The following is an 18,841-nucleotide window of genomic DNA, read 5'->3' as shown; positions in this document are numbered from 1 at the left end:
TATTAAGGCTCAACATACTAAACCCACTTAAAGGACACCATCAATGCAAGAAGCGATGATTGTTGATATTACATTAAACAATGTTCAAGAAATGGTTATGCAAAACTCTAAACGTTTGCCTGTTTTGCTAAATTTTTGGTCACCACTCAATGAGCAGAGTAAATTAACCAATACCATATTAGAAAAGCTAGCACAGGAATTTGCCGGTAAATTTATTCTTGCCAAAATCAATGCAGATCAACAAACTGAACTAGCTCAAAAACTTGGCTCGCCAACCATTCCTTTTTGTAAACTGATTAAAAACGGTGACATAGTAACCGAATATCAAGGACTGTTAACAGAAGATGCCTATCGCGCTATGCTAGAGGCTAATATTCAAGAAGAACCGTCTGAAGTATTACGTTTACAAGCAGGAGAAGCCTTCGCTCAAGGCCAATATGACCAAGCCATTAAACTCTTAGGCGAAGCTGCTAAAGTCAACGCCAACAACTTTAAGATTCACCTAGATTTAGTACAAATGTATCTACATACAGGCCACCTAGACAAAGCTCAAGACCTATTTTACAAGTTACCTGAAGAGGCTCAAAATGACCCTAAAGGTAAAGAATTAGAAGGGATTTTATTCTTCTCAGCGGTTTTAGAGCAGGCACCAGAAATAGAAAATATTCAAGCCACATTAGCTAGAAACCCAAATGATTCTGATGCCCTCTACGCCCTTGCGAGCTATTTAATGCTTAACGGTCATGCTGAAAATGCATTACAAAGCCTATTTAAACTTTTTACGGTAGATCGCACTTATCAAGAAGGCTTACCACAAAAAGCCATTATTAAAGCCTTTGAAATGCTTACCGCAAAAGCCCCTGAATTAGTTACAATTTACCGCAGAAAATTTCAAAGCCTTTTGTATTGAAGCCTTTTATATTCAAGCTTTTTATATTAAAGTCTTACTTAACGAGACCTTTGCACGAGAATATGCACGAGTAAAAATGGTTCTAGGTGCCCCTTGAGGGTAAAAATTTATCTGATTTTTGTTGAAAAACTTGCGAATAGCTAGCTATTCCCTGCGTTTTCCGCCGCAAACAAAGAACTCGACGCCCGAAGGAGTAAGTCGAGAATCAGGTAAATTTTACCTCATTTTTCTTTCGCACCTATCTCGTGTTTATGCCCTTGGGTGCAAAGGTCTCTTAACCACACTAAAAAAATCAAATAATACAAAATGGATAGCAAAATGTTAAAGAACAGTGAACAAAATTATGGCTTAGTTTCTCGAGCCAACCATTGGATTTCAGCGGTACTTTTTATTGGCTTAATTGCTATTGGTTTATATATGAGCGACCTAGAAAAAAGTCCCGAAAAATTTGAGTTATATGATTTGCACAAATCATTAGGAATTGGGCTTTTTATGTTGATGATGTTGCGTTTAGTTTGGTTAAAAATCAGCCCTAATCCAGAGCAAATATCCAACAACAAATTTGAACACATTCTTGGCCACGCAGTAAAAGGCATTTTTTACCTAGCAATGATTATGATGCCTATTTCTGGTTGGATTATGTCTACAACAGGCGGACATGATGTCTCTTTCTTTAACCTATTTACCCTACCCGTGTTAATTGGTGAAAACGAAATGATTCATGAGATTGCAGAAGAAATTCATGGCACTGCAGGCACATTAATGATTGCCGTTATTCTATTGCACGTTGCTGGTGCTTTAAAACATCACCTAGTTTACAAAGATGCCACGTTATTACGCATGCTAGGCAAAAACCAAAAAGAACAATAAACCACTATGAGCCAATATTCTATTGATAAAAATACCCTACAAAAAATGGTAGGGTTTGGCGTGGCTGGCAACTTTGCAGGGCACTTAGAGCAAGCGGGAGAAACGCCTGACTTTGTGAATGTTAAAACTGCTTCAAGCAATGCACCAAAAGGGCTTTTCCCCTTTTATTTAACAGGATCTACAAAGCAAATCGGGGTTTACCCTCTCTCTTCAAGCGAAATTCACTACCCTAAAAATCTTGACGATAAGGCACACTTGCAAGCTGAACCTGAAGTATGCATTGTTTTTGATATTACCTATGATGAAGGTTATGTTACTGCACTTTTACCCAAAGCTTTTGCGGCGTTTAATGACTGCTCAATTCGCAAACCTGGCGCAAAAAAAATCAGCGAAAAGAAAAACTGGGGCCACTCAACCAAAGGCGTTTCTCAAGATTTTATAAGTTTAACCAGCTTTAAACCGGGTTGTGAATTAGACAGTTTTCACATCGCCTCATTCTTAAAGCGTGATGGACAAATTCATCCATACGGAAAAGACAGTTCCGTACTGACCTACTCATACTTTCATGAGCAACTGAATGACTGGATGATTGAAAAACTTAATCACCAACAAGATGCCGGGCCTCTTGAAAACTTGCACCAACTATTACAGCAATCAGGCCAACCTAACACCATTATGATTAGCTTAGGGGCAACCACCTACACAAAGTTTGGTGAAACCGTATTCTTACAACCGGGTGATGAAGTTTTTATCTATGTTTATGATGCAACACAAAATAGTGCCGAAGACGTATTTGCTCATTTGATAGGCGATAAAAGCCAACTGGTTAACAGCTCAATTTTGCATCAAACCATCGTTTAGAGAAAAAACCATGTCTAACCCAAATAATAATCAAGCCATTTTAAATGATGTTAACCAGTGGTTAGACAAAGTGGTGATTGGCTTAAACCTATGTCCTTTTGCTTCACAACCCTATAAAAACCAACAGATTCGTTTTACCATCTCACATTGTGATTCAGATGCCTGCTTGCTTGAAGACCTGCAAAATGAGTTGAATTTATTAGCCGAAACCAAAGCAGAAAGCATAGAAACCACGCTATTAATTGTGCCAAATATGCTACAAGATTTTTACGACTACAATGACTTTTTAGAATATGTCGATGCTCTAATCGAAGACAACCAATGGCAAGGTATTTTTCAAGTTGCTACATTTCATCCCAACTACCAATTTGGTGGAACAGAACCAGAAGACACAGAAAACCTGACCAATCGCGCGCCCTACCCAATCCTACATTTATTGCGTGAAGCCAGTCTAGAAAAAGCCATAGAACACTACCCCAACCCAGAAGAAATTCCAGAACAAAATATTGAAACCGTTAGCAATCTAACGTTACAACAAAAAAGCGTTCTATTTCCCCATATATTTAAAAACTAACCAGTAAAAACTAACCTGGCCTGGTTGTTTAATTTCAAAAAAGACTAACTACGTATAAAAGCTTAAACTATAATCACATCATTAACTCTCATTAATCTAAATACACAAGAACTCAAGCTATGCGAATTGATGACGCTTTACCCAATACTAGAGATATCGAAAACTTAGCTGGATACCTGCCAATACTTTATTCACCTGACTTTAATCCGGTTCAATCAACAGGCGGTGGTGAACATCATCAAAACGGAGTTATAGATACCCCCTACCCAATCTATCACGCTATCGTTAATAAATTCTTTGCAGAAGCCTCTAATAATATTTGGATGGATTTTGAATATAAACCGGAAGAACAACAAAACCTCATTAAAGATGAACGCTACATTCAATCAGCCACAATCGAAAACATTAAAAGCTTAATCACCTATTGCGTTCGTGGTGAAAAGTTTTGTGATGGTCATTGGAATAGAATGATTAAAAAAGGCTATATTCAAAACATTCTTAAACGTTTGCAAACAATCCTATATGAAATGCCACACGAATAAAATCAATCGACAAACCAATCAATAAATCAATGAACTAAACCAACCAGGCCTGGTGGAAAAGGGGTCAGTACCCTTAAATCCCTGATAAAAGGAAAATTATAATTATTCTTTAATAAATTCAATAAGATAAAATATTTTTTAAAATAAAAGGGTACTGACCCACTGCTGTCCCACTTAATTTCTCACCAAGCCTAAACTCATTTGGGGCCTCACGTTTTCTACATTAGGTGGTGGCTTCAAAAGTTCTATTAACGGCCTTCTAATAAATAGATTCATTTGTAGTAATCTTAAAATCTGCTGAAAACTCTTTTTCGATCCTGATTGAAACTTAAGAAAAGCGATAATCAAATAAACACATAATGCGGCCATGATTTGAGTCATTACCGCATTTTTAGAGTTACCTAAAAAAGCTTTGATTTTTAGATTTTGTTTGATCCATTTAAAGAAGAGTTCTACCTGCCAACGCTCTTTATATATATCTGCAATTGTCTGAGCTGACCAGTTCATTTGATTGGTAATAAACTGATAATCTTTTTGCGTGACGGGGTCGTAATAATTCACTAAGCGAATAGCGGGTAAGTTTTCTCTAAGGGATTTCTGTCCAGTGTATTCAATGATCTGATCAGAAATAATGTTTAAGTTTTTTGTCGTCGGTAACGTTTTTACAACTTTATACTTTGCATTGCCTCGGATTCTTGTTACCCATACCAACCCTTTTGAACTCAAGGCTTTGTGCCAGCTGAAGTTGTTATAACCTTTGTCAAAAACGAGTACACTTCCCTTTGGAAACTTCCATAAATCAACTTGTTTCATTTCAGACTCTTTGGCTCCTGTTAAGGATGCAAAAGCTGGGATAAGGCCATCATGATCAAGTCCAATATGCAGTTTCATGGCTGATTTTTTCTTATTGTAATCCGCCCATGGAAAAAGCTTCATGGAAAGATCAATAAGAGAACCATCCAACGAGAATAGCTTTGATTTGAATCTGAAATTATGTTTTGGTGAGTGCTGAGAGCATTGTTTGTAAAGCTTAGAAAACAAGTCAGAATAGAACTGATAATCTAGCTTTTCATTGGCTCGACTGAATGTCGTGCGTTTTATTTTTTGGCTGCCTAAATGATATTGCTGTTGGGGTTGTGACTCTATTGTGGCTTCAATATCTCGAAGGCTATGGCGTGCACCTATCTGGCCAATCGCCAAGGCTGCAAATTGAGACCAGCGACTTAAAGCGTCACTTCGTCTTTTCCCATCATGAATGCTTGAAAGCTTTTCAAATTCAAGTCTCGGAAACATTTTTAAGACTTGTGATAATACTGTATTATGAAAGCTCATAGTCTGAATCCTCTGTTATTACATATGTTTGGTGGTACTTACATTGTAACAATCTGTATGGATTCAGGCTTTTTCATTTTAGCTAAGTGGGACAGCAGTGGTACTGACCCCTTTTACTTTTACTACCAGCTTGTCCTGTTGATAAACGCTCACATTTCTCGTCCTGCAGTGCAGAATACGCTGGCCTCGGTCACGATAAGCTGGGCCAAAATTAACCGTTTGTCAGACTTATCCAAAGGCACCCAATTTTCCTCTGGCAGAGACAGCGATTTCGGATCGATGGTCTGCGGATCGCCAGCAATCTCTGCGCGACGTTCAGCCTCTGTCTTGATACAACTGTTCACCTTTTCACTGATGTTTGTCGCTTCTTTCATTCCCTCCAGAAAATAGCCCAGCTCAGCAGTGGTAAGCTTGCCGTCTGCGTCAAAGGGCGAGTCAGTGAACAGTTGATCACATGCACTGATGAATAGTACTACAGAGGTAAGTAAGAAAATGCGCCCAAGCCTCAAACTTTTTTTATTCATTTGGGTCTTATGTGGTGAAGTTGAATCCATAAATTTGCTCCTAATCCAGTCGACTGTTTTATCTCCAAATCAGCCATCACTAGCGGACATTTTCCAGGCAGATTAACGCCGAATTCAGCGGCTTGTCCGCTGCAATGCCTTGTTAGATTATTGTTTTAATTCAATCAACTGTCTCAATATCTATACCATCTGCCAACAATCTAGAACCAATAAAAAATCCATGCTTTTTATTGGTCTGCACAACACGCGCGGAAAAATGATGATAAATGACACCATAGTTATCAACAGAAACTTGCTGCTCCACTGCACTTAGGACAAGCCAATACCGATGTATTAAATCATCTGATGGTATAGATACTACCTTTGACTCTCTCACATAAGGAATATATGTATTGCTGAACGGTTTCTCGCTATCAATCTTTGTCCGCTTAACATTTAGGCTACCAGTGGAAACTAATTCGATCAAATACCCATTACTGACAACGATTTTATCAGGCTCACACCTCAGCTCTCTGCTCCTATCATCATCAGGTACCATCACAGTCATGCGTTCAGATAAACCTTCAGGGCCAACGGTTACAATATAAACTGAAGGCTTTTCTGAATCTATATGCATTCCCCGAGATTCAACTGCTACATACCCCTTACCAATGCAGAAATTACCGTCAGTGTCTGCAAACGAAAAAGATGAAAACCAGGAGAGGGAAAGGTAAATACATGTAAATAAAAAGTTATTAAGTGTCAACATATATTCCCCATATTTCTATATCTAACATTTATTGTAAGCCACTATTGCCTTGTTATTTTGTATTGGGGTGCTTTTAAGCTGTTTTGCCTTTGTTTTGTCTACGCCTGTTTTTTTGACAGGTTAAGCTTTATTAACGTAGTTTTTTGCTGCTGTTAAAAAGCACTTTTGTGAATATTACACTATAAAAATCTTCCTTACTAGTTTAAGTACGTAGTCTATTACGTTTGTAGATTATTTGTTATTAACCTGCCCTTTTCGTAACGTTTGTTGATTTGTGCTAAGATGCCCTTTTTTTAATTAACAGGACTTTTTAGTATGTCTCATAACTTTACTTCTTCTGCTGACATCGTCAGTTATGGTATTGGTCGCCAAATGGGTGATCAATTGACTTCTGACCCTTTTGAGGGTGTAAACGCTGAAGCGGTTGCTGCGGGTGTTTTGGATGCGCTTTCTGGTGTGGCTAGCCCAATTGATGATGCTGCCTTTGCTAAAGCATTTCAAGAAATTAACGATATTATGCAAGTAAAGCAGGCTGAGAAAGCTCAAGCGGCTGCGGCTGAAGGTGAAGCCTTTTTAGCTGAAAATGCGAAAAAAGAGGGTGTGTTTGTGACTGAATCAGGCTTACAGTATGAAGTTATTACTGAAGGTACTGGCGATAAACCTACTGCAGAATCTACCGTTTCGACTCACTATCACGGGACGTTAATTGATGGTACGGTATTTGATAGTTCTGTAGAACGTGGTCAGCCTGCTGAGTTCCCTGTTAACCGTGTTATTGCGGGTTGGACAGAAGCCCTGCAATTAATGCCTAAAGGGTCTAAGTGGCGTTTGTATGTGCCTCAAGAATTGGCTTATGGTGCTCAAGGTTCTGGCGGCAAAATCGCGCCTTACTCTGCTTTAGTATTTGATGTAGAGTTATTAGATATTGTTGCTTAGTTAAATAATTAACTACGAAGTCACGAAGTTTTTTTAAAAACTCACGACTTCTAAAACTAGGCAAAGCAATTTGCGTTGCCTAGTTTTAGACTTAGAATTTCAGACTTAATCTAAACCTCTTAATTCATCTCTCCTTAACTTAGAAAGCTTAACTTAGCATTGTCTGTTTCTCGATTTTCTATTTCCCGCTTTTCTATTCCAGCCTTTCGATTCCCTGCTTAGCCATTAACAGTTAACGTTTCTGTGTAAATTATTTCTATCGATAAAGTCATTTTCTGTTTTACCAGGCCTGGTAATATAATTATTCACATGATGGTATTTGGTTTTTTCTAACCTCAAGGATTAACATAATGAATATATTTAAAGAACGGGCTTTTAAATCAATTTTGATTTTACCAGGCCTTTATACCCTCTTTCGGGGTGTGGTAATTTCGCTTTTGTTTTCGAGTTTGTTTTCAGTTAATGCTTATAGCGATACTAGCGTTTTGCCAATTGCGACTAATTTGCAAGAATTGGGTAAAAAGGCACTGAAACAAAATATTCCCATTGCCATTTTGTTTTCAGCCAAGGGCTTAAAGTCTACCCAAGATTTAAAAGATGAAGCGATTGTTCCGATGTTGTATTCGGGGGATTTAGAGGGTTTTGTTTTGATGACTGAGATTAATGTCAACGTAGATGAAACTACCATTGATTTTTATGGCGATGCAATGCCAAATGAGGAGTTTAAAGATTTATACAATCTAACCAGTTTGCCCGTGGTGATTTTTGTTAATGGTGAAGGAGATGTCATTACTGACCAACTGCTTTCTGGCGCTTATGACTTTTATCCGCATTATTTAAAAGAATCAATTAATAACGCCTTAAAAGCATTAAATAACACTAAACAAATTGCCAATTAAAATCTAAGCAAACAACCAGGCCTGGTTGTTTTGCCACTAAATATGACAATCTTCTAAAAAAGGAAATTGCTTCCTAACCTCATTAACTTGCTGCAAATCTATCTCTACATTAAGCCATTCTTGCTGCTCATTTGCATAGGCTAAGACTTCTCCCAGTGGGGAAATCACACTAGAACCGCCAATGTAATTTAAGCCATTACCATCTTGCCCTATGCGATTGACCCCAATGACGAAACATTGGTTTTCAATGGCTCTAGCTTTTAGTAATGTCTCCCAATGCTGTTGACGAGATTGTGGCCAATTGGCAATAATGATCATGCCTTTTACCTGCGAAGCAACCTCCCTAAAGAGTTCGGGAAATCTCAGGTCATAACAAATAAATAGGGCAAAGGGTTCGCCATTTAGCTGAACAATTTCGGGCTGATGTCCTGCAATAAAGGAGTGTTGTTCATTGGCGTAGCTAAACAGTTTTTGTTTGCTGTAACTTCCAATTTGCTGACCTTCACGATTAAAGGCTAAAGCACGATTATAAAACCGAGCTTGTTGACCATGGCAACCTGCTCTAACCTGCTTTTGCGCTACACCGGCAATAATCGCAACTGAATAGGTTTTAGCTAATTCTGATAACTTCTGACTCACCTTGCCATCAACCGATTCAGCATACTGCTCGGCTTGCATAGAAAAACCTGAGTGAAAGGTTTCGGGCAAAACAACTAAGTCGATATTTTTAGTTTTATCCGTTAACTGTTCTGCAAAGGTTTGTTCTAATTTTATTAGGTTCTCTGCAGAGTTTTGCCAAACGGGATTCCATTGTATTGCGAGTATTTTCATTGCTTTAACCTTGCCGAACTTAACTTAACTGAGCTGAATATTACCGATTTAGTTTAATTGAGAGCTTTGTAAAAAATGAATGCAAAACTCTTTCAACATTTACCCTATCACGTTAATAATAAAGTTCACGATAATTTTAACTAGGATTTGATGAAGAAATTAACCAGGCCTGGTTAATTAAAATTTTAGTTTTTACTTAGCACTAAATTACCAAACTACTTATTCACGTAATAACCCAATCACCTATTCACCTATTCACGAAAATACAAAAACAAAAACAAAAAACCCGCTAAAGCTTTAATACCTTAGCGGGCTTTGGGTAATGAGATTACTCACATAAAATAGGTTAAAGGATTAAAGCCCTTGTGTTTTTAAGTAAGAATCGAAGTCACCATGGAAATCTTCGATACCGCCATCTTTCATTATCAATAAACGTGTGGCAATAGATGAAACGAACTCACGATCGTGCGACACAAAAATAATGGTTCCTGGGAAGTTTTCCATTGCTAAGTTTAAAGATTCGATTGATTCCATATCCAAGTGGTTAGTTGGCTCATCCATTATCAGTACGTTTGGCTTTTGTAACATTAACTTACCAAACAACATGCGACCTTGTTCACCCCCTGATAAAACCTTAACGGATTTATCAATCTCTTTTTGAGAGAACAATAAACGTCCTAATACCGCACGTAATGATTGCTCATCATCACTTTCTTGTTTCCACTGCGCCATCCATTCTAATAAAGACAGGTCTTCTTTAAAGTCATCGGCATGATCCTGAGCATAGTAACCAACTTTAACGTTTTCAGACCATTTCACTATACCTGAGGTTGGTTTTTCATCACCCACTAAACATTTTAACAAAGTGGTTTTACCAATTCCGTTTGCCCCTAAAACCGCAATACGCTCTTCGACTTCTAGCATTAAATTAACGTTTTTAAGTACTTCGTTAGATTCTCCATCGTTGTCGTATGTTTTACTTAACTTTTGGATTTCTAACGCTAATCTAAATAATTTTTTATCCTGATCAAAACGAATAAACGGATTTACACGGCTTGAAGCCTTAACTTCAGAAAGCTCAATTTTGTCGATTAACTTAGCACGTGAGGTAGCCTGTTTGGCTTTTGATGCATTTGCAGAGAAGCGGCTTACAAAGGTTTTTAACTCGGCAATTTGAGCTTGTTTCTTTGCATTGTCTGATAATAGCTGTTCACGAGCCATCGTTGCCGCAGTCATGTATTCATCATAGTTACCAGGATATAGTCGTAGTTCACCATAGTCTAAATCGGCCATGTGAGTACAAACACTATTTAGAAAGTGTCTATCGTGGGAGATAATAATCATGGTGCTTTTACGTTCATTCAAAACCGTTTCTAACCAACGAATCGTGTTAATATCCAAGTTGTTGGTTGGCTCATCAAGTAACAGAATATCTGGGTCTGCAAACAGTGCTTGCGCTAAAAGAACACGCAGTTTCCAACCTGGGGCAACTTCACTCATTGGGCCATAATGTTGCTCTACCGGAATCTCTAACCCCATTAGCAATTCACCCGCGCGAGACTCAGCGGTATAGCCATCCATTTCACCAAACTTAACTTCTAAATCAGCAACTAACATTCCTTCTGTTTCAGACATAGCTGGCAAGCCGTAAATACGATCGCGCTCTTTTTTTACTTCCCAAAGCTCTGGTTGACCCATAATAACGGTATCGACAACACTAAACTCTTCATAAGCGAACTGGTCCTGTTTTAATTTACCAACACGCTCATTTTCATCAATACTCACCGTACCCGCCGTTTGTTCTAAATCGCCCCCTAAAATTTTCATAAAGGTCGATTTACCGCAACCATTAGCACCAATTAAACCGTAGCGGTTTCCGTTACCAAATTTAACTGAGATGTCTTCAAAAAGAGGTTTTTCACCAAACTGCATGGTGATATTAGCTGTTGAAATCAAAATTTTTTCCTTATTACTATATGGCAACTTAACAATTTAACTGCGATTTTGAGCGTAGCGTTTTTTCTTAACGATAGAGAGTAACGGCTCATTGAATTTGGGCGCTATTGTGCCATAAATTAGTCCTAAGTATCTGAAAATAATATTTAATCTACCGCTTTCACTCAATAGAATAAATAGCAAAGTCTTTTAATAACCATGAAATCATTAATAAATAACAAAATTAAAACCCAAATACTAATGAGAATAATTATTATTACATATTGCAATCAATTACTATTAAGATTAATATAACTAATAGAGACCTTTGCACGAGATAGGTGCGAAAGAAAAATGAGGGAAAATTTGCCTGATTGCGGCGAAAAACGCAGGGAATAGCTAGCTATTCGCAAGTTTTTCAACAAAAATCGGGTAAATTTTAACCATTTTTACTCGTTCATACTCTCGTGCAAAGGTCTCTAATACAAACTGATAAATAAAAATATTGCGAGTAACGAATATGCTTGAAATCAAAAACCTACAACTTTGTCATTCTCAAACAGCTATATGTCAAAACGTAAACTTGACCTTAAGAAAGGGTGAAATATTTGGTGTCGTTGGGCCGAGTGGGGTCGGAAAATCAAGTTTAATAAAAGCTATTGCAGGCGTTATGCCTCTAAAAGTCGGATCAATTTATTGGCAAGGAAAAATTTGGTCACAAGAGCAGCAAGTTGTTGCCTTAGAAAAGCGTGGTTTAGGCTTAGTCCTGCAAGACCCTGCTCTTTTCCCGCATATGACAGTAGAACAAAATATGGTTTTTGGTTTAACTTCATTATCTAAAAGTGACAAGCAAAAACGTATTGCCGAAATGTTGGCTTTTGTTGAAATGACAGGATTTGAAAAACGCTACCCTCATGAGCTATCAGGTGGCCAAGCAGCACGTATTGCATTAGCACGTTCTTTAGCACCTCAACCGCAGTTATTACTTTTAGATGAACCTTTTGCGAATCTAGACAAAGATTTATCGCTACGCATTATTGGACGTTTACAAAAGCTGTTTGCGAAAAATAAAACCAGTGTTTTATTGATTACCCATGAACTAAAAGAAGCTCAATCATTATGCAACCGAATATTAAACTTTACTGCTAACGGTTTAGAACCATTAGTAGCTTAAATAATTTAACCGTTTAATTTAATTCCCCTTTTTTTAATATTTAACATTTTGGAGTTTTAGATGTCTTTAAAATCTATTTTTAAGCCATTAGGTTTAATCATTGCCACTCTGTCATTAACCGCAAATACCGCATTTGTGCAAGCCAGTGATGATTTAGTAATTTACTCCTCACGCACAGTAAACCTTATTCAGCCTTTAATTGATGGCTTTAAAAAGCAGCATAATATTAACGTTAAGCTGATGACAGGCAAAGATGAAGCCTTAATTGAACGTTTAAAAATGGAAGGCCGTAACTCTCCTGCCGATGTATTAATGACGGTTGATGCAGGGAATTTAGGACTCGCTGCTGAAAAAGGCTTATTTCAACCTCTTAATCTTGGCCCAACAGAAGTGGTGGTGCCTGCTCATTTACAAGATAGCAATGGTTTATGGACAGGCCTCTCTTTAAGAGCCAGGACTATAATTTATAACCCTAAGTTGGTCGACGTAAAAAGCTTAACAACCTATGAAGATTTAGCGAATCCAATGTGGAAAGGAAAACTCTGCTTACGTACTAGTAAAAAAGTTTATAACAAATCATTAGCCGCTAGTTTTGTGGCCCACTTTGGTGAACAAAAAACCCTAGAAATATTCAAGGGCTGGGTGAGTAATTTAGCCACTAAGCCTTTTGCTAAAGATTCAGAAGTGATTAAAGCAGTTAATTCTGGACAGTGTGCTGTAGGGATTGTAAACACTTACTATGTCTATAGAAATCAATCAAAAAATCCACAATCCGTTGCTAAACTGTTTTGGGCAAACCAGGAAACCACTGGAACACATATCAACATTTCAGGAGCAGGTATTACCAAGTATGCGAATAACAAAGAAAACGCAAAGTTATTTTTAGCCTATTTATTAAGTAATGAAGCCCAGAAAATCTTTGCCGATTTAAATCATGAGTTTTCTATTGCACAACTGGTATCAAAAACGGCAACTCTACCTTTTAAAGCGGATAACTTACCCATCACTAAATTGCACACCGAGCAATTTAAAGGTGTAAAACTGATGCAAATTGCAGGGTACGAGTAATATCTTGAACTACAGTTTTCTATCCTCTCCTAAAGTAAAAAAAATTGGCATCTGGGGTTTAATTGCCTTAGGCGTTTTGCCACAACTACCTTTAATAATTTCTTGGTTCTTAGGCATCGATTCAAATTGGAATCATATTGCGGAACATTTACTTCCAAAACTACTAATCAACACCCTTAGCCTAGTACTTTTGGTAGTTTTAGGTGCTGGTTTAATTGGTACTTTACTCGCTTATATAATGAGTCATTACCGTTTTCCAGGACATAGATGGCTTAACTGGGCTTTGTTGCTACCACTGGCTATTCCTGCTTATGTCATGGCGTTTGTTTTTTTAGGCTGGCTCGACTATTCAGGGCTAATACAGACGCAATTGAGGGCTTGGGGGGTTAACATGACCTGGGATGCTCGACAAGGCTACACTAGTTTAGTAATTGTATTAAGCCTCATGTTCTTCCCTTACGTTTACGGGGTACTGAAACCCAATTTTGAACGTACTTACCCAGAGATGGATATTCAAGCTGCTGCATTGGGTGCTGGGCCTTGGAGACGTTTTTGGCGTATTCAATTTCCATTAGCTTTTCCATCGCTATTTTTAGGCATGATGTTAGTCATGATGGAAACATTAGCCGACTATGGAACCGTTTCTATTTTTAACACTCCAACTTTAACAACGGCTATTGTCAGCGCATGGCAAGATTTTTACTCACTTAAACTCGCCATGCAATTAGCATCACTCATTTTATTAGTCGCATGGACTCTATTTATGGTCGACCATTGGGTAAAAGTGTCTCGCCCCCGTGTACTGAATAAATGGCAAAAAATCACGCCAACAACCTTAAAAGGTTACCAGGCCTGGTCAATTTTTGTATTAGTGTTTACCATTTTTAGCATTAGTTTCTTGCTACCATTTATACAACTTCTTTACTGGGCTATTATCTCTGACCAAAGTTTTACTGACTCTAAATACTGGTCTTTAACCATCAATACTTTAGGACTTGGTCTGGGTGCTATGGTCGTCATTTTAAGTGTCGCGGTGACATTTGAATTACTCAAAAGAGATTTACAAGCTGGACGATGGATTCAGCGTTTTTCTCAACTCACTTTAATGGGCTACGCCTTACCAGGAAATGTAATTGCTATTGGTGTATTAGGGATTTTAATTGGATTAGAGCATCAGTTTGGACTCACTTCAGGCTGGCTTTCTCAAAGTATCTGGGTATTAATTTTAGTCTTAAGCTTACGCTTCTTTATTTTGGGGCAAGGGCCTGTGAGCAATGGGCTAAGACAAATTTCACCACAGATGATTCAATCGGCTAAAAGTCTGGGCGCATCACCCTTACGCCTTTCTACAAAAATTTACTTACCACTACTTAAACCTGGCCTGATAGCTTCATCAGGTTTGATTTTTTTAGAGGTCATGAAAGAGTTGCCAGCTACTTATATGTTACGTCCTTTCGACTGGAGTGCTTTGTCTATTTACACTTATGAATTGAGCCTAGAAGGAAACTATGAAGGTGCGGCATTGCCCGCTTTATTGTTAGTATTACTGGGAATTTTAGCACTATGGGTTTCGCAACGCAGAAGACGTTAAATCAATTGCTGTAACTATATTCAGATGCCGTTTTAGAAGAGATATCAAACAGACTTTTTAAATTCAAACGCTATAAACAAAAAACCCAATTAACCAGGCCTGGTTAATTGGGTTTATTTACACTAAACCTAAGTTTAGTGATGTAAAGCGCTGTAAAAACTTACATAGCTTCACTTAACAATGCATTCATACGTTTAATAAACGCTGCAGGTTCTTCAAGTTGATCACCTTCGGCTAACTGAGCTTGCTCTAATAAGAATAGAGACCATTCTGTTAACTTAGCGTCATCTTCAATGCCTTCAAGTTTTTTCACTAACGCATGATCAGGGTTTAATTCTAAAACAGGATTTTGCTTTGGAATCGCTTGTCCCATTTGTTCCATCATACGAGCCATATGCGCTGACATATCGCCTTCTGCACTCACTACACATGCTGGAGAATCCGTTAAACGATGAGTGATACGTACATCTGAAACCTTATCTTCGATTACTTTTTTAACTTTTTCCGTTAAGGCTTCTCGAGCTTGTTTTTCATCATCAGAAATTTCTTTATCTGCTTCGTCTTCAAACTCTTTTAAGTCTGCAGAAGTAATCGATTTAAGCTGTTTACCTTCAAACTCAGTTAAGTGTGAAACTAACCATTCATCAATACGGTCAGATAACAACAACACTTCAATGCCTTTTTTACGGAACATCTCTAAGTGTGGGCTACCTTTAGCTGCTGCATGGGTGTCTGCAACAATAAAGTAAATCGCTTCTTGACCTTCTTGCATACGATCAACATAACTCTCTAAAGAGGTACGTTGCTCACTTGATGCTTCTTCGTAGGTTGATGCAAAACGCAGTAATTTAGCAATTTTGTCTTTATTGGCAAAATCTTCTACTACACCTTCTTTCATTACTTGACCAAACTGGTCCCAGAAAGTGTTGTATTCAGTTTGATCTTCAGCTTTAGCAAACTTAGCTAGCTGGTCAAGTACACGTTTAACCGAGGCCGCACGAATCTTATCAACCACTTTGTTGCTCTGTAAGATTTCTCGCGATACATTTAATGGTAAGTCAGCTGAATCAATTACCCCACGCACAAAACGTAAATAGGTTGGCATTAGGTGTTCAGCGTCATCCATGATAAATACACGTTTAACGTAAAGTTTTAAACCATAACGACGTTCACGATCATATAAATCAAATGGGGCATTTTTAGGTAGGTATAGCAATGATGTATATTCAAGCGTACCTTCTACTTTGTTATGCATATGAGCTAATGGCTCATTAAAGTCATGAGAAATGGTCTGATAGAAGTTGTTGTAATCTTCATCCGATAGTTCAGATTTTGGTTGAGTCCAAATTGCCGTTGCTTTGTTAACTTGCTCTAACTCACCGGTTGCTTTTGATTCTTTAGCTTCTTCATCCCACTCCGTTTTTTCCATTTTAATTGGGAAGTTAATGTGGTCAGAATAGGTAGTTACAATCGTTTTAAGGCGATTTTCATCTAAGAACTCATCCATTTCTTCTTTTAAATGAAGCGTGATGACTGTACCTTTTTGAGCTTTTTCAACAGTTTCTAAAGTAAATTCGCCTTCACCTTTAGATATCCATTTAGTTCCTTCAGAAGCTGACTCACCCGCTTTACGAGTGGTTAATTCAACCTCATCGGCAACAATAAATGAAGAGTAAAAACCTACACCAAACTGTCCTATTAGGTGTGAATCTTTTGCTTGATCACCAGTCATAGACTCTAAGAATTTTTTGGTCCCTGAATTGGCAATGGTACCAATGTTTGCAATCACTTCATCACGAGTCATACCAATACCGTTATCGGTTATCGTAATGGTGCGGGCTTCTTTATTGAATTCTAACTGAATGGCTAGCTCTTCTTCACCTTCGGTTAAAGCATCATTAGAAACCGCTTCAAAACGCAGCTTATCTAAGGCATCCGATGCGTTAGAAACAAGCTCTCTTACAAAAATTTCTTTGTTTGAATATAGGGCGTGAATCATCAACTTTAAGAGTTGGTTTACTTCGGTTTGAAACGCGTGAGTCTCTGTTGCACTCATTAATAAATCTCCTAATGTGGTGTTTAAGAATTTGATTAAGTAAATTAAATAAATTATAAATGTGCAAGATTAATAAGGCCTAAAAAAACCTTTTCAAGCCTTTAAAACAAAAAAGCACAGAAAATTCTGTGCTTTTTTAAAGAGAAAATAAGAAGCTGTTTATAACAAGCTATCTTCTTCGCTTTCTATCTTTTTATTATTAGCTACTGCCGTTAATGCATCTTTAATATCGTCAGGAGCATCGGAAATACTCATAAAGCTACCAGACCCCATCATAGAAAGACTTGGCCAGTTAATCGCAATTCTAAATTTTCCGTTTAATGCCATCACTTCATCACCATCAACCAATATTTCATAAGGAAAATGTGCCGCATGAGAGTGACCTGAAAGATCAATTTGCTTTGCAATGTTTTTATCAGACGCTCCTTTATAATTTAAGGCAACACCAAAAACGGTAACATTTTTACCCGGAATATCAATTCGATAAACTTTTTTACTACCTGCTTGCTTGGCTTTTAGACCTGCTTCAACGCTTGCAACCGCTTCTTTATAAGAACCATATTCCGCTAGTTCATCTTCATCATCAAAATAAGGCATCATCATTTTATAGTGATAGCCACGTAAGTCATCAGCAGATAAACCTTTATCAGCTCCAAATTCAGACTGTTTACCCAATGCTTTTTGCATAGCGGTTTGTATAGGTGAAATATCGCCTTTCATTCGGTAAATATTCCATAGATAAGATGGATTGGTGTAACTCACTTCAATTTTTCCACCTGTTTTAGTGACAGCAACTCGTTGCATTGCACCAAACCCACCATGTTTAGACAAACTTGCTATTTTTTTGAGTTGATTATTTGTTACCACAATAATCGTTGCATTTTGTGTTGGAGAGTAAGTACCTGCGATATTAAACCCGTTGTCTTTAAGGGCTTGCTTAACCTTTACTGATGCCGTAGAAACACTCGTTTCTGCTGTAGCATTACCTAAAACAAACGGCATTAAACCGGCTGCTAATGCATTAAGTGGAATAAATAAAATTCCGATGAACAGGCCGACTAAGGAAAATTTTTGAGCGTGTTTTTTATGTGCTAACTTCATTGTTGCCTCATGTTTTTTAATGACTAAGATTGCTTGGAGTTACCATTATTATTAATAATACTTATAAATAGAATTCAATTATTTTTATCGGTAAATAAAACAATAAGATATTTCATTTAAAACTCAATCTGTAGGCATAAAAAAACCCGCAATTGCGGGTTCTAAGATGAAAATAGAGAATTAAAGCCTTGCTTATAAATTCTTTAAATCTTCTTAAAAAGGTCTCAAATCAAAAGAATTCAATCTCTTCTTCAACATCTTCCTCTTCATGCATACGTTTACGCATGCGATCTTTCATAATATCAATCGCTTCTTGGGTAGGAACATGCTGATCAAAAATAAGTTCAAATAATTCTTCTTCTTCTCGCATCGTTGTACCTTTACGAACGCTGCTCTTAAAGGATTCCCACTCTGCTTCATTTTGAACGCGCATTTCATGAGAAACAATATCTGCAAGCCCGGTTAAACCATAGGATACATGTTCTAAACGTTGACTCAATTTATCATAAAACTGAAATGCAATAATTGCTTGCTGCATTTTCAAAGATAGCTCACCAGCTTCACTCAACAAAATGCTTTTATGCTGCTCAACATTTTCACCCTCACCACTCATTTCAGCTAAGCTATTTCCCGCTTGTTGAATTTGTTGTATATGCTGAGACATAAAAGTGAAAGAATCTATTAAGGTGTTGACAGAATTATCACCTTCAGTAATGGAGAGATCTATTTGAGCAATGGAGAGATTGAGAACTAGTATGGTTTGTTGAACTTCTTTAGCACCTAATGCATAATCAGAAACTTGCTCCGACATATTGACCTCTAAATTTAGAAATTTATTATAAGCTTACGATACTTTAAGCTTTTAAAATAAAGGGGGAATTTATATCCC

Annotated in this window: 18 protein-coding genes; 10 read left to right on the top strand and 8 right to left on the bottom strand. The window is 37.5% G+C overall.

Going from position 1 to position 18,841, the window contains the following annotated elements; genetic code table 11:
• The first annotated feature begins 43 nt into the window (after positions 1–43).
• From BS34_RS0103180 to BS34_RS0103160, 5 genes are all read left to right on the top strand, one after another.
• The gene (locus BS34_RS0103180; RefSeq protein ID WP_029407105.1) at positions 44–910 is read left to right on the top strand and encodes a tetratricopeptide repeat protein; all 867 of its coding nucleotides are present in this window, start codon (positions 44–46) and stop codon (positions 908–910) included.
• 318 nt (positions 911–1,228) lie between these two features.
• Positions 1,229–1,780, top strand: coding sequence for a cytochrome b (locus BS34_RS0103175; RefSeq protein WP_038126254.1), 552 nt, complete (start codon positions 1,229–1,231; stop codon positions 1,778–1,780).
• A gap of 6 nt (positions 1,781–1,786) precedes the next feature.
• The gene (locus BS34_RS0103170; RefSeq protein ID WP_084151550.1) at positions 1,787–2,641 is read left to right on the top strand and encodes a DUF5718 family protein; all 855 of its coding nucleotides are present in this window, start codon (positions 1,787–1,789) and stop codon (positions 2,639–2,641) included.
• 10 nt (positions 2,642–2,651) lie between these two features.
• Complete coding sequence (locus BS34_RS0103165) at positions 2,652–3,215, top strand: DUF1415 domain-containing protein (RefSeq protein ID WP_029407102.1); 564 nt, start codon at positions 2,652–2,654, stop codon at positions 3,213–3,215.
• A 119-nt stretch (positions 3,216–3,334) separates the two neighbouring features.
• A complete protein-coding gene (locus BS34_RS0103160; protein WP_029407101.1) occupies positions 3,335–3,757 on the top strand; it encodes a DUF6508 domain-containing protein in 423 nt (140 codons plus the stop codon).
• Between the two features lie 174 nt (positions 3,758–3,931).
• On the opposite strand, the gene BS34_RS0103155 is transcribed toward BS34_RS0103160, so the two are convergent.
• From BS34_RS0103155 to BS34_RS0103145, 3 genes are all read right to left on the bottom strand, one after another.
• On the bottom strand, positions 3,932–5,089 hold the full coding sequence (locus BS34_RS0103155) for an IS4 family transposase (protein WP_029406808.1): 1,158 nt from the start codon (positions 5,087–5,089) through the stop codon (positions 3,932–3,934).
• Between the two features lie 149 nt (positions 5,090–5,238).
• Positions 5,239–5,643, bottom strand: coding sequence for a hypothetical protein (locus BS34_RS0103150; protein WP_029407100.1), 405 nt, complete (start codon positions 5,641–5,643; stop codon positions 5,239–5,241).
• A 130-nt stretch (positions 5,644–5,773) separates the two neighbouring features.
• Positions 5,774–6,361 carry a hypothetical protein gene (locus tag BS34_RS0103145; protein WP_029407099.1) on the bottom strand — a complete coding sequence of 196 codons (588 nt, stop codon included), beginning with the start codon at positions 6,359–6,361 and terminating at the stop codon, positions 5,774–5,776.
• 315 nt (positions 6,362–6,676) lie between these two features.
• Between BS34_RS0103145 and BS34_RS0103140 the strand changes: the two genes are divergently transcribed.
• Complete coding sequence (locus tag BS34_RS0103140) at positions 6,677–7,297, top strand: FKBP-type peptidyl-prolyl cis-trans isomerase (RefSeq protein ID WP_029407098.1); 621 nt, start codon at positions 6,677–6,679, stop codon at positions 7,295–7,297.
• Between the two features lie 350 nt (positions 7,298–7,647).
• A complete protein-coding gene (locus BS34_RS0103135) occupies positions 7,648–8,196 on the top strand; it encodes a thioredoxin domain-containing protein (RefSeq protein ID WP_029407097.1) in 549 nt (182 codons plus the stop codon).
• A 36-nt stretch (positions 8,197–8,232) separates the two neighbouring features.
• Here the strand turns inward: BS34_RS0103135 and BS34_RS0103130 are convergent, their stop codons facing one another.
• Together BS34_RS0103130 and BS34_RS0103125 are read right to left on the bottom strand one after the other, a co-directional pair.
• On the bottom strand, positions 8,233–9,027 hold the full coding sequence (locus BS34_RS0103130) for a nitrilase-related carbon-nitrogen hydrolase (protein WP_029407096.1): 795 nt from the start codon (positions 9,025–9,027) through the stop codon (positions 8,233–8,235).
• Positions 9,028–9,381: 354 nt separating this feature from the next.
• Entirely contained in the window at positions 9,382–10,983 is a 1,602-nt protein-coding gene (locus BS34_RS0103125) for an ABC-F family ATPase (RefSeq protein ID WP_029407095.1), read from the bottom strand.
• 499 nt (positions 10,984–11,482) lie between these two features.
• Here BS34_RS0103125 and BS34_RS0103120 point away from each other — a divergent pair, with 499 nt between their 5' ends.
• From BS34_RS0103120 to BS34_RS0103110, 3 genes are read left to right on the top strand one after another with little or no spacing between them, the layout of a single operon-like run.
• Entirely contained in the window at positions 11,483–12,136 is a 654-nt protein-coding gene (locus tag BS34_RS0103120) for an ABC transporter ATP-binding protein (protein ID WP_029407094.1), read from the top strand.
• A 60-nt stretch (positions 12,137–12,196) separates the two neighbouring features.
• Positions 12,197–13,204: an extracellular solute-binding protein gene (locus tag BS34_RS0103115; RefSeq protein ID WP_029407093.1), complete on the top strand. Its 1,008-nt coding sequence runs from the start codon at positions 12,197–12,199 to the stop codon at positions 13,202–13,204.
• Positions 13,205–13,208: 4 nt separating this feature from the next.
• A complete protein-coding gene (locus tag BS34_RS0103110) occupies positions 13,209–14,795 on the top strand; it encodes an ABC transporter permease (RefSeq protein WP_051640653.1) in 1,587 nt (528 codons plus the stop codon).
• A gap of 160 nt (positions 14,796–14,955) precedes the next feature.
• Here BS34_RS0103110 and htpG read toward each other — a convergent pair whose 3' ends face one another.
• The 3 genes from htpG to BS34_RS0103095 form a co-directional block, all read right to left on the bottom strand.
• Positions 14,956–16,851, bottom strand: a complete 1,896-nt coding sequence (gene htpG, locus BS34_RS0103105) for a molecular chaperone HtpG (RefSeq protein ID WP_029407091.1) — start codon at positions 16,849–16,851, stop codon at positions 14,956–14,958.
• Positions 16,852–17,010: 159 nt separating this feature from the next.
• Entirely contained in the window at positions 17,011–17,952 is a 942-nt protein-coding gene (locus tag BS34_RS0103100; RefSeq protein ID WP_029407090.1) for a hypothetical protein, read from the bottom strand.
• Positions 17,953–18,181: 229 nt separating this feature from the next.
• Positions 18,182–18,763: a hypothetical protein gene (locus tag BS34_RS0103095; protein WP_029407089.1), complete on the bottom strand. Its 582-nt coding sequence runs from the start codon at positions 18,761–18,763 to the stop codon at positions 18,182–18,184.
• Between the last annotated feature and the right edge of the window lie 78 nt (positions 18,764–18,841).

Origin of the sequence: Thiomicrorhabdus sp. Milos-T2 (assembly GCF_000702325.1) — a bacterium.
Lineage (GTDB): Bacteria > Pseudomonadota > Gammaproteobacteria > Thiomicrospirales > Thiomicrospiraceae > Thiomicrorhabdus.
Note: the sequence above shows the minus strand (reverse complement) of the source record. Positions and strands in the feature narration are given on the sequence as shown.

Bases quoted from the DNA above. Each gene is read 5' to 3' on its own strand.
- BS34_RS0103150 (WP_029407100.1), bottom strand. From the start codon at position 5,643: ATGGATTCAACTTCACCACATAAGACCCAAATGAATAAAAAAAGTTTG.
- BS34_RS0103140 (WP_029407098.1), top strand. From the start codon at position 6,677: ATGTCTCATAACTTTACTTCTTCTGCTGACATCGTCAGTTATGGTATT.
- BS34_RS0103120 (WP_029407094.1), top strand. From the start codon at position 11,483: ATGCTTGAAATCAAAAACCTACAACTTTGTCATTCTCAAACAGCTATA.
- BS34_RS0103135 (WP_029407097.1), top strand. From the start codon at position 7,648: ATGAATATATTTAAAGAACGGGCTTTTAAATCAATTTTGATTTTACCA.
- BS34_RS0103180 (WP_029407105.1), top strand. From the start codon at position 44: ATGCAAGAAGCGATGATTGTTGATATTACATTAAACAATGTTCAAGAA.
- BS34_RS0103160 (WP_029407101.1), top strand. From the start codon at position 3,335: ATGCGAATTGATGACGCTTTACCCAATACTAGAGATATCGAAAACTTA.
- BS34_RS0103130 (WP_029407096.1), bottom strand. From the start codon at position 9,027: ATGAAAATACTCGCAATACAATGGAATCCCGTTTGGCAAAACTCTGCA.
- BS34_RS0103095 (WP_029407089.1), bottom strand. From the start codon at position 18,763: ATGTCGGAGCAAGTTTCTGATTATGCATTAGGTGCTAAAGAAGTTCAA.
- BS34_RS0103115 (WP_029407093.1), top strand. From the start codon at position 12,197: ATGTCTTTAAAATCTATTTTTAAGCCATTAGGTTTAATCATTGCCACT.
- BS34_RS0103165 (WP_029407102.1), top strand. From the start codon at position 2,652: ATGTCTAACCCAAATAATAATCAAGCCATTTTAAATGATGTTAACCAG.
- BS34_RS0103145 (WP_029407099.1), bottom strand. From the start codon at position 6,361: ATGTTGACACTTAATAACTTTTTATTTACATGTATTTACCTTTCCCTC.
- BS34_RS0103170 (WP_084151550.1), top strand. From the start codon at position 1,787: ATGAGCCAATATTCTATTGATAAAAATACCCTACAAAAAATGGTAGGG.
- BS34_RS0103175 (WP_038126254.1), top strand. From the start codon at position 1,229: ATGTTAAAGAACAGTGAACAAAATTATGGCTTAGTTTCTCGAGCCAAC.
- BS34_RS0103155 (WP_029406808.1), bottom strand. From the start codon at position 5,089: ATGAGCTTTCATAATACAGTATTATCACAAGTCTTAAAAATGTTTCCG.
- BS34_RS0103100 (WP_029407090.1), bottom strand. From the start codon at position 17,952: ATGAAGTTAGCACATAAAAAACACGCTCAAAAATTTTCCTTAGTCGGC.
- htpG (WP_029407091.1), bottom strand. From the start codon at position 16,851: ATGAGTGCAACAGAGACTCACGCGTTTCAAACCGAAGTAAACCAACTC.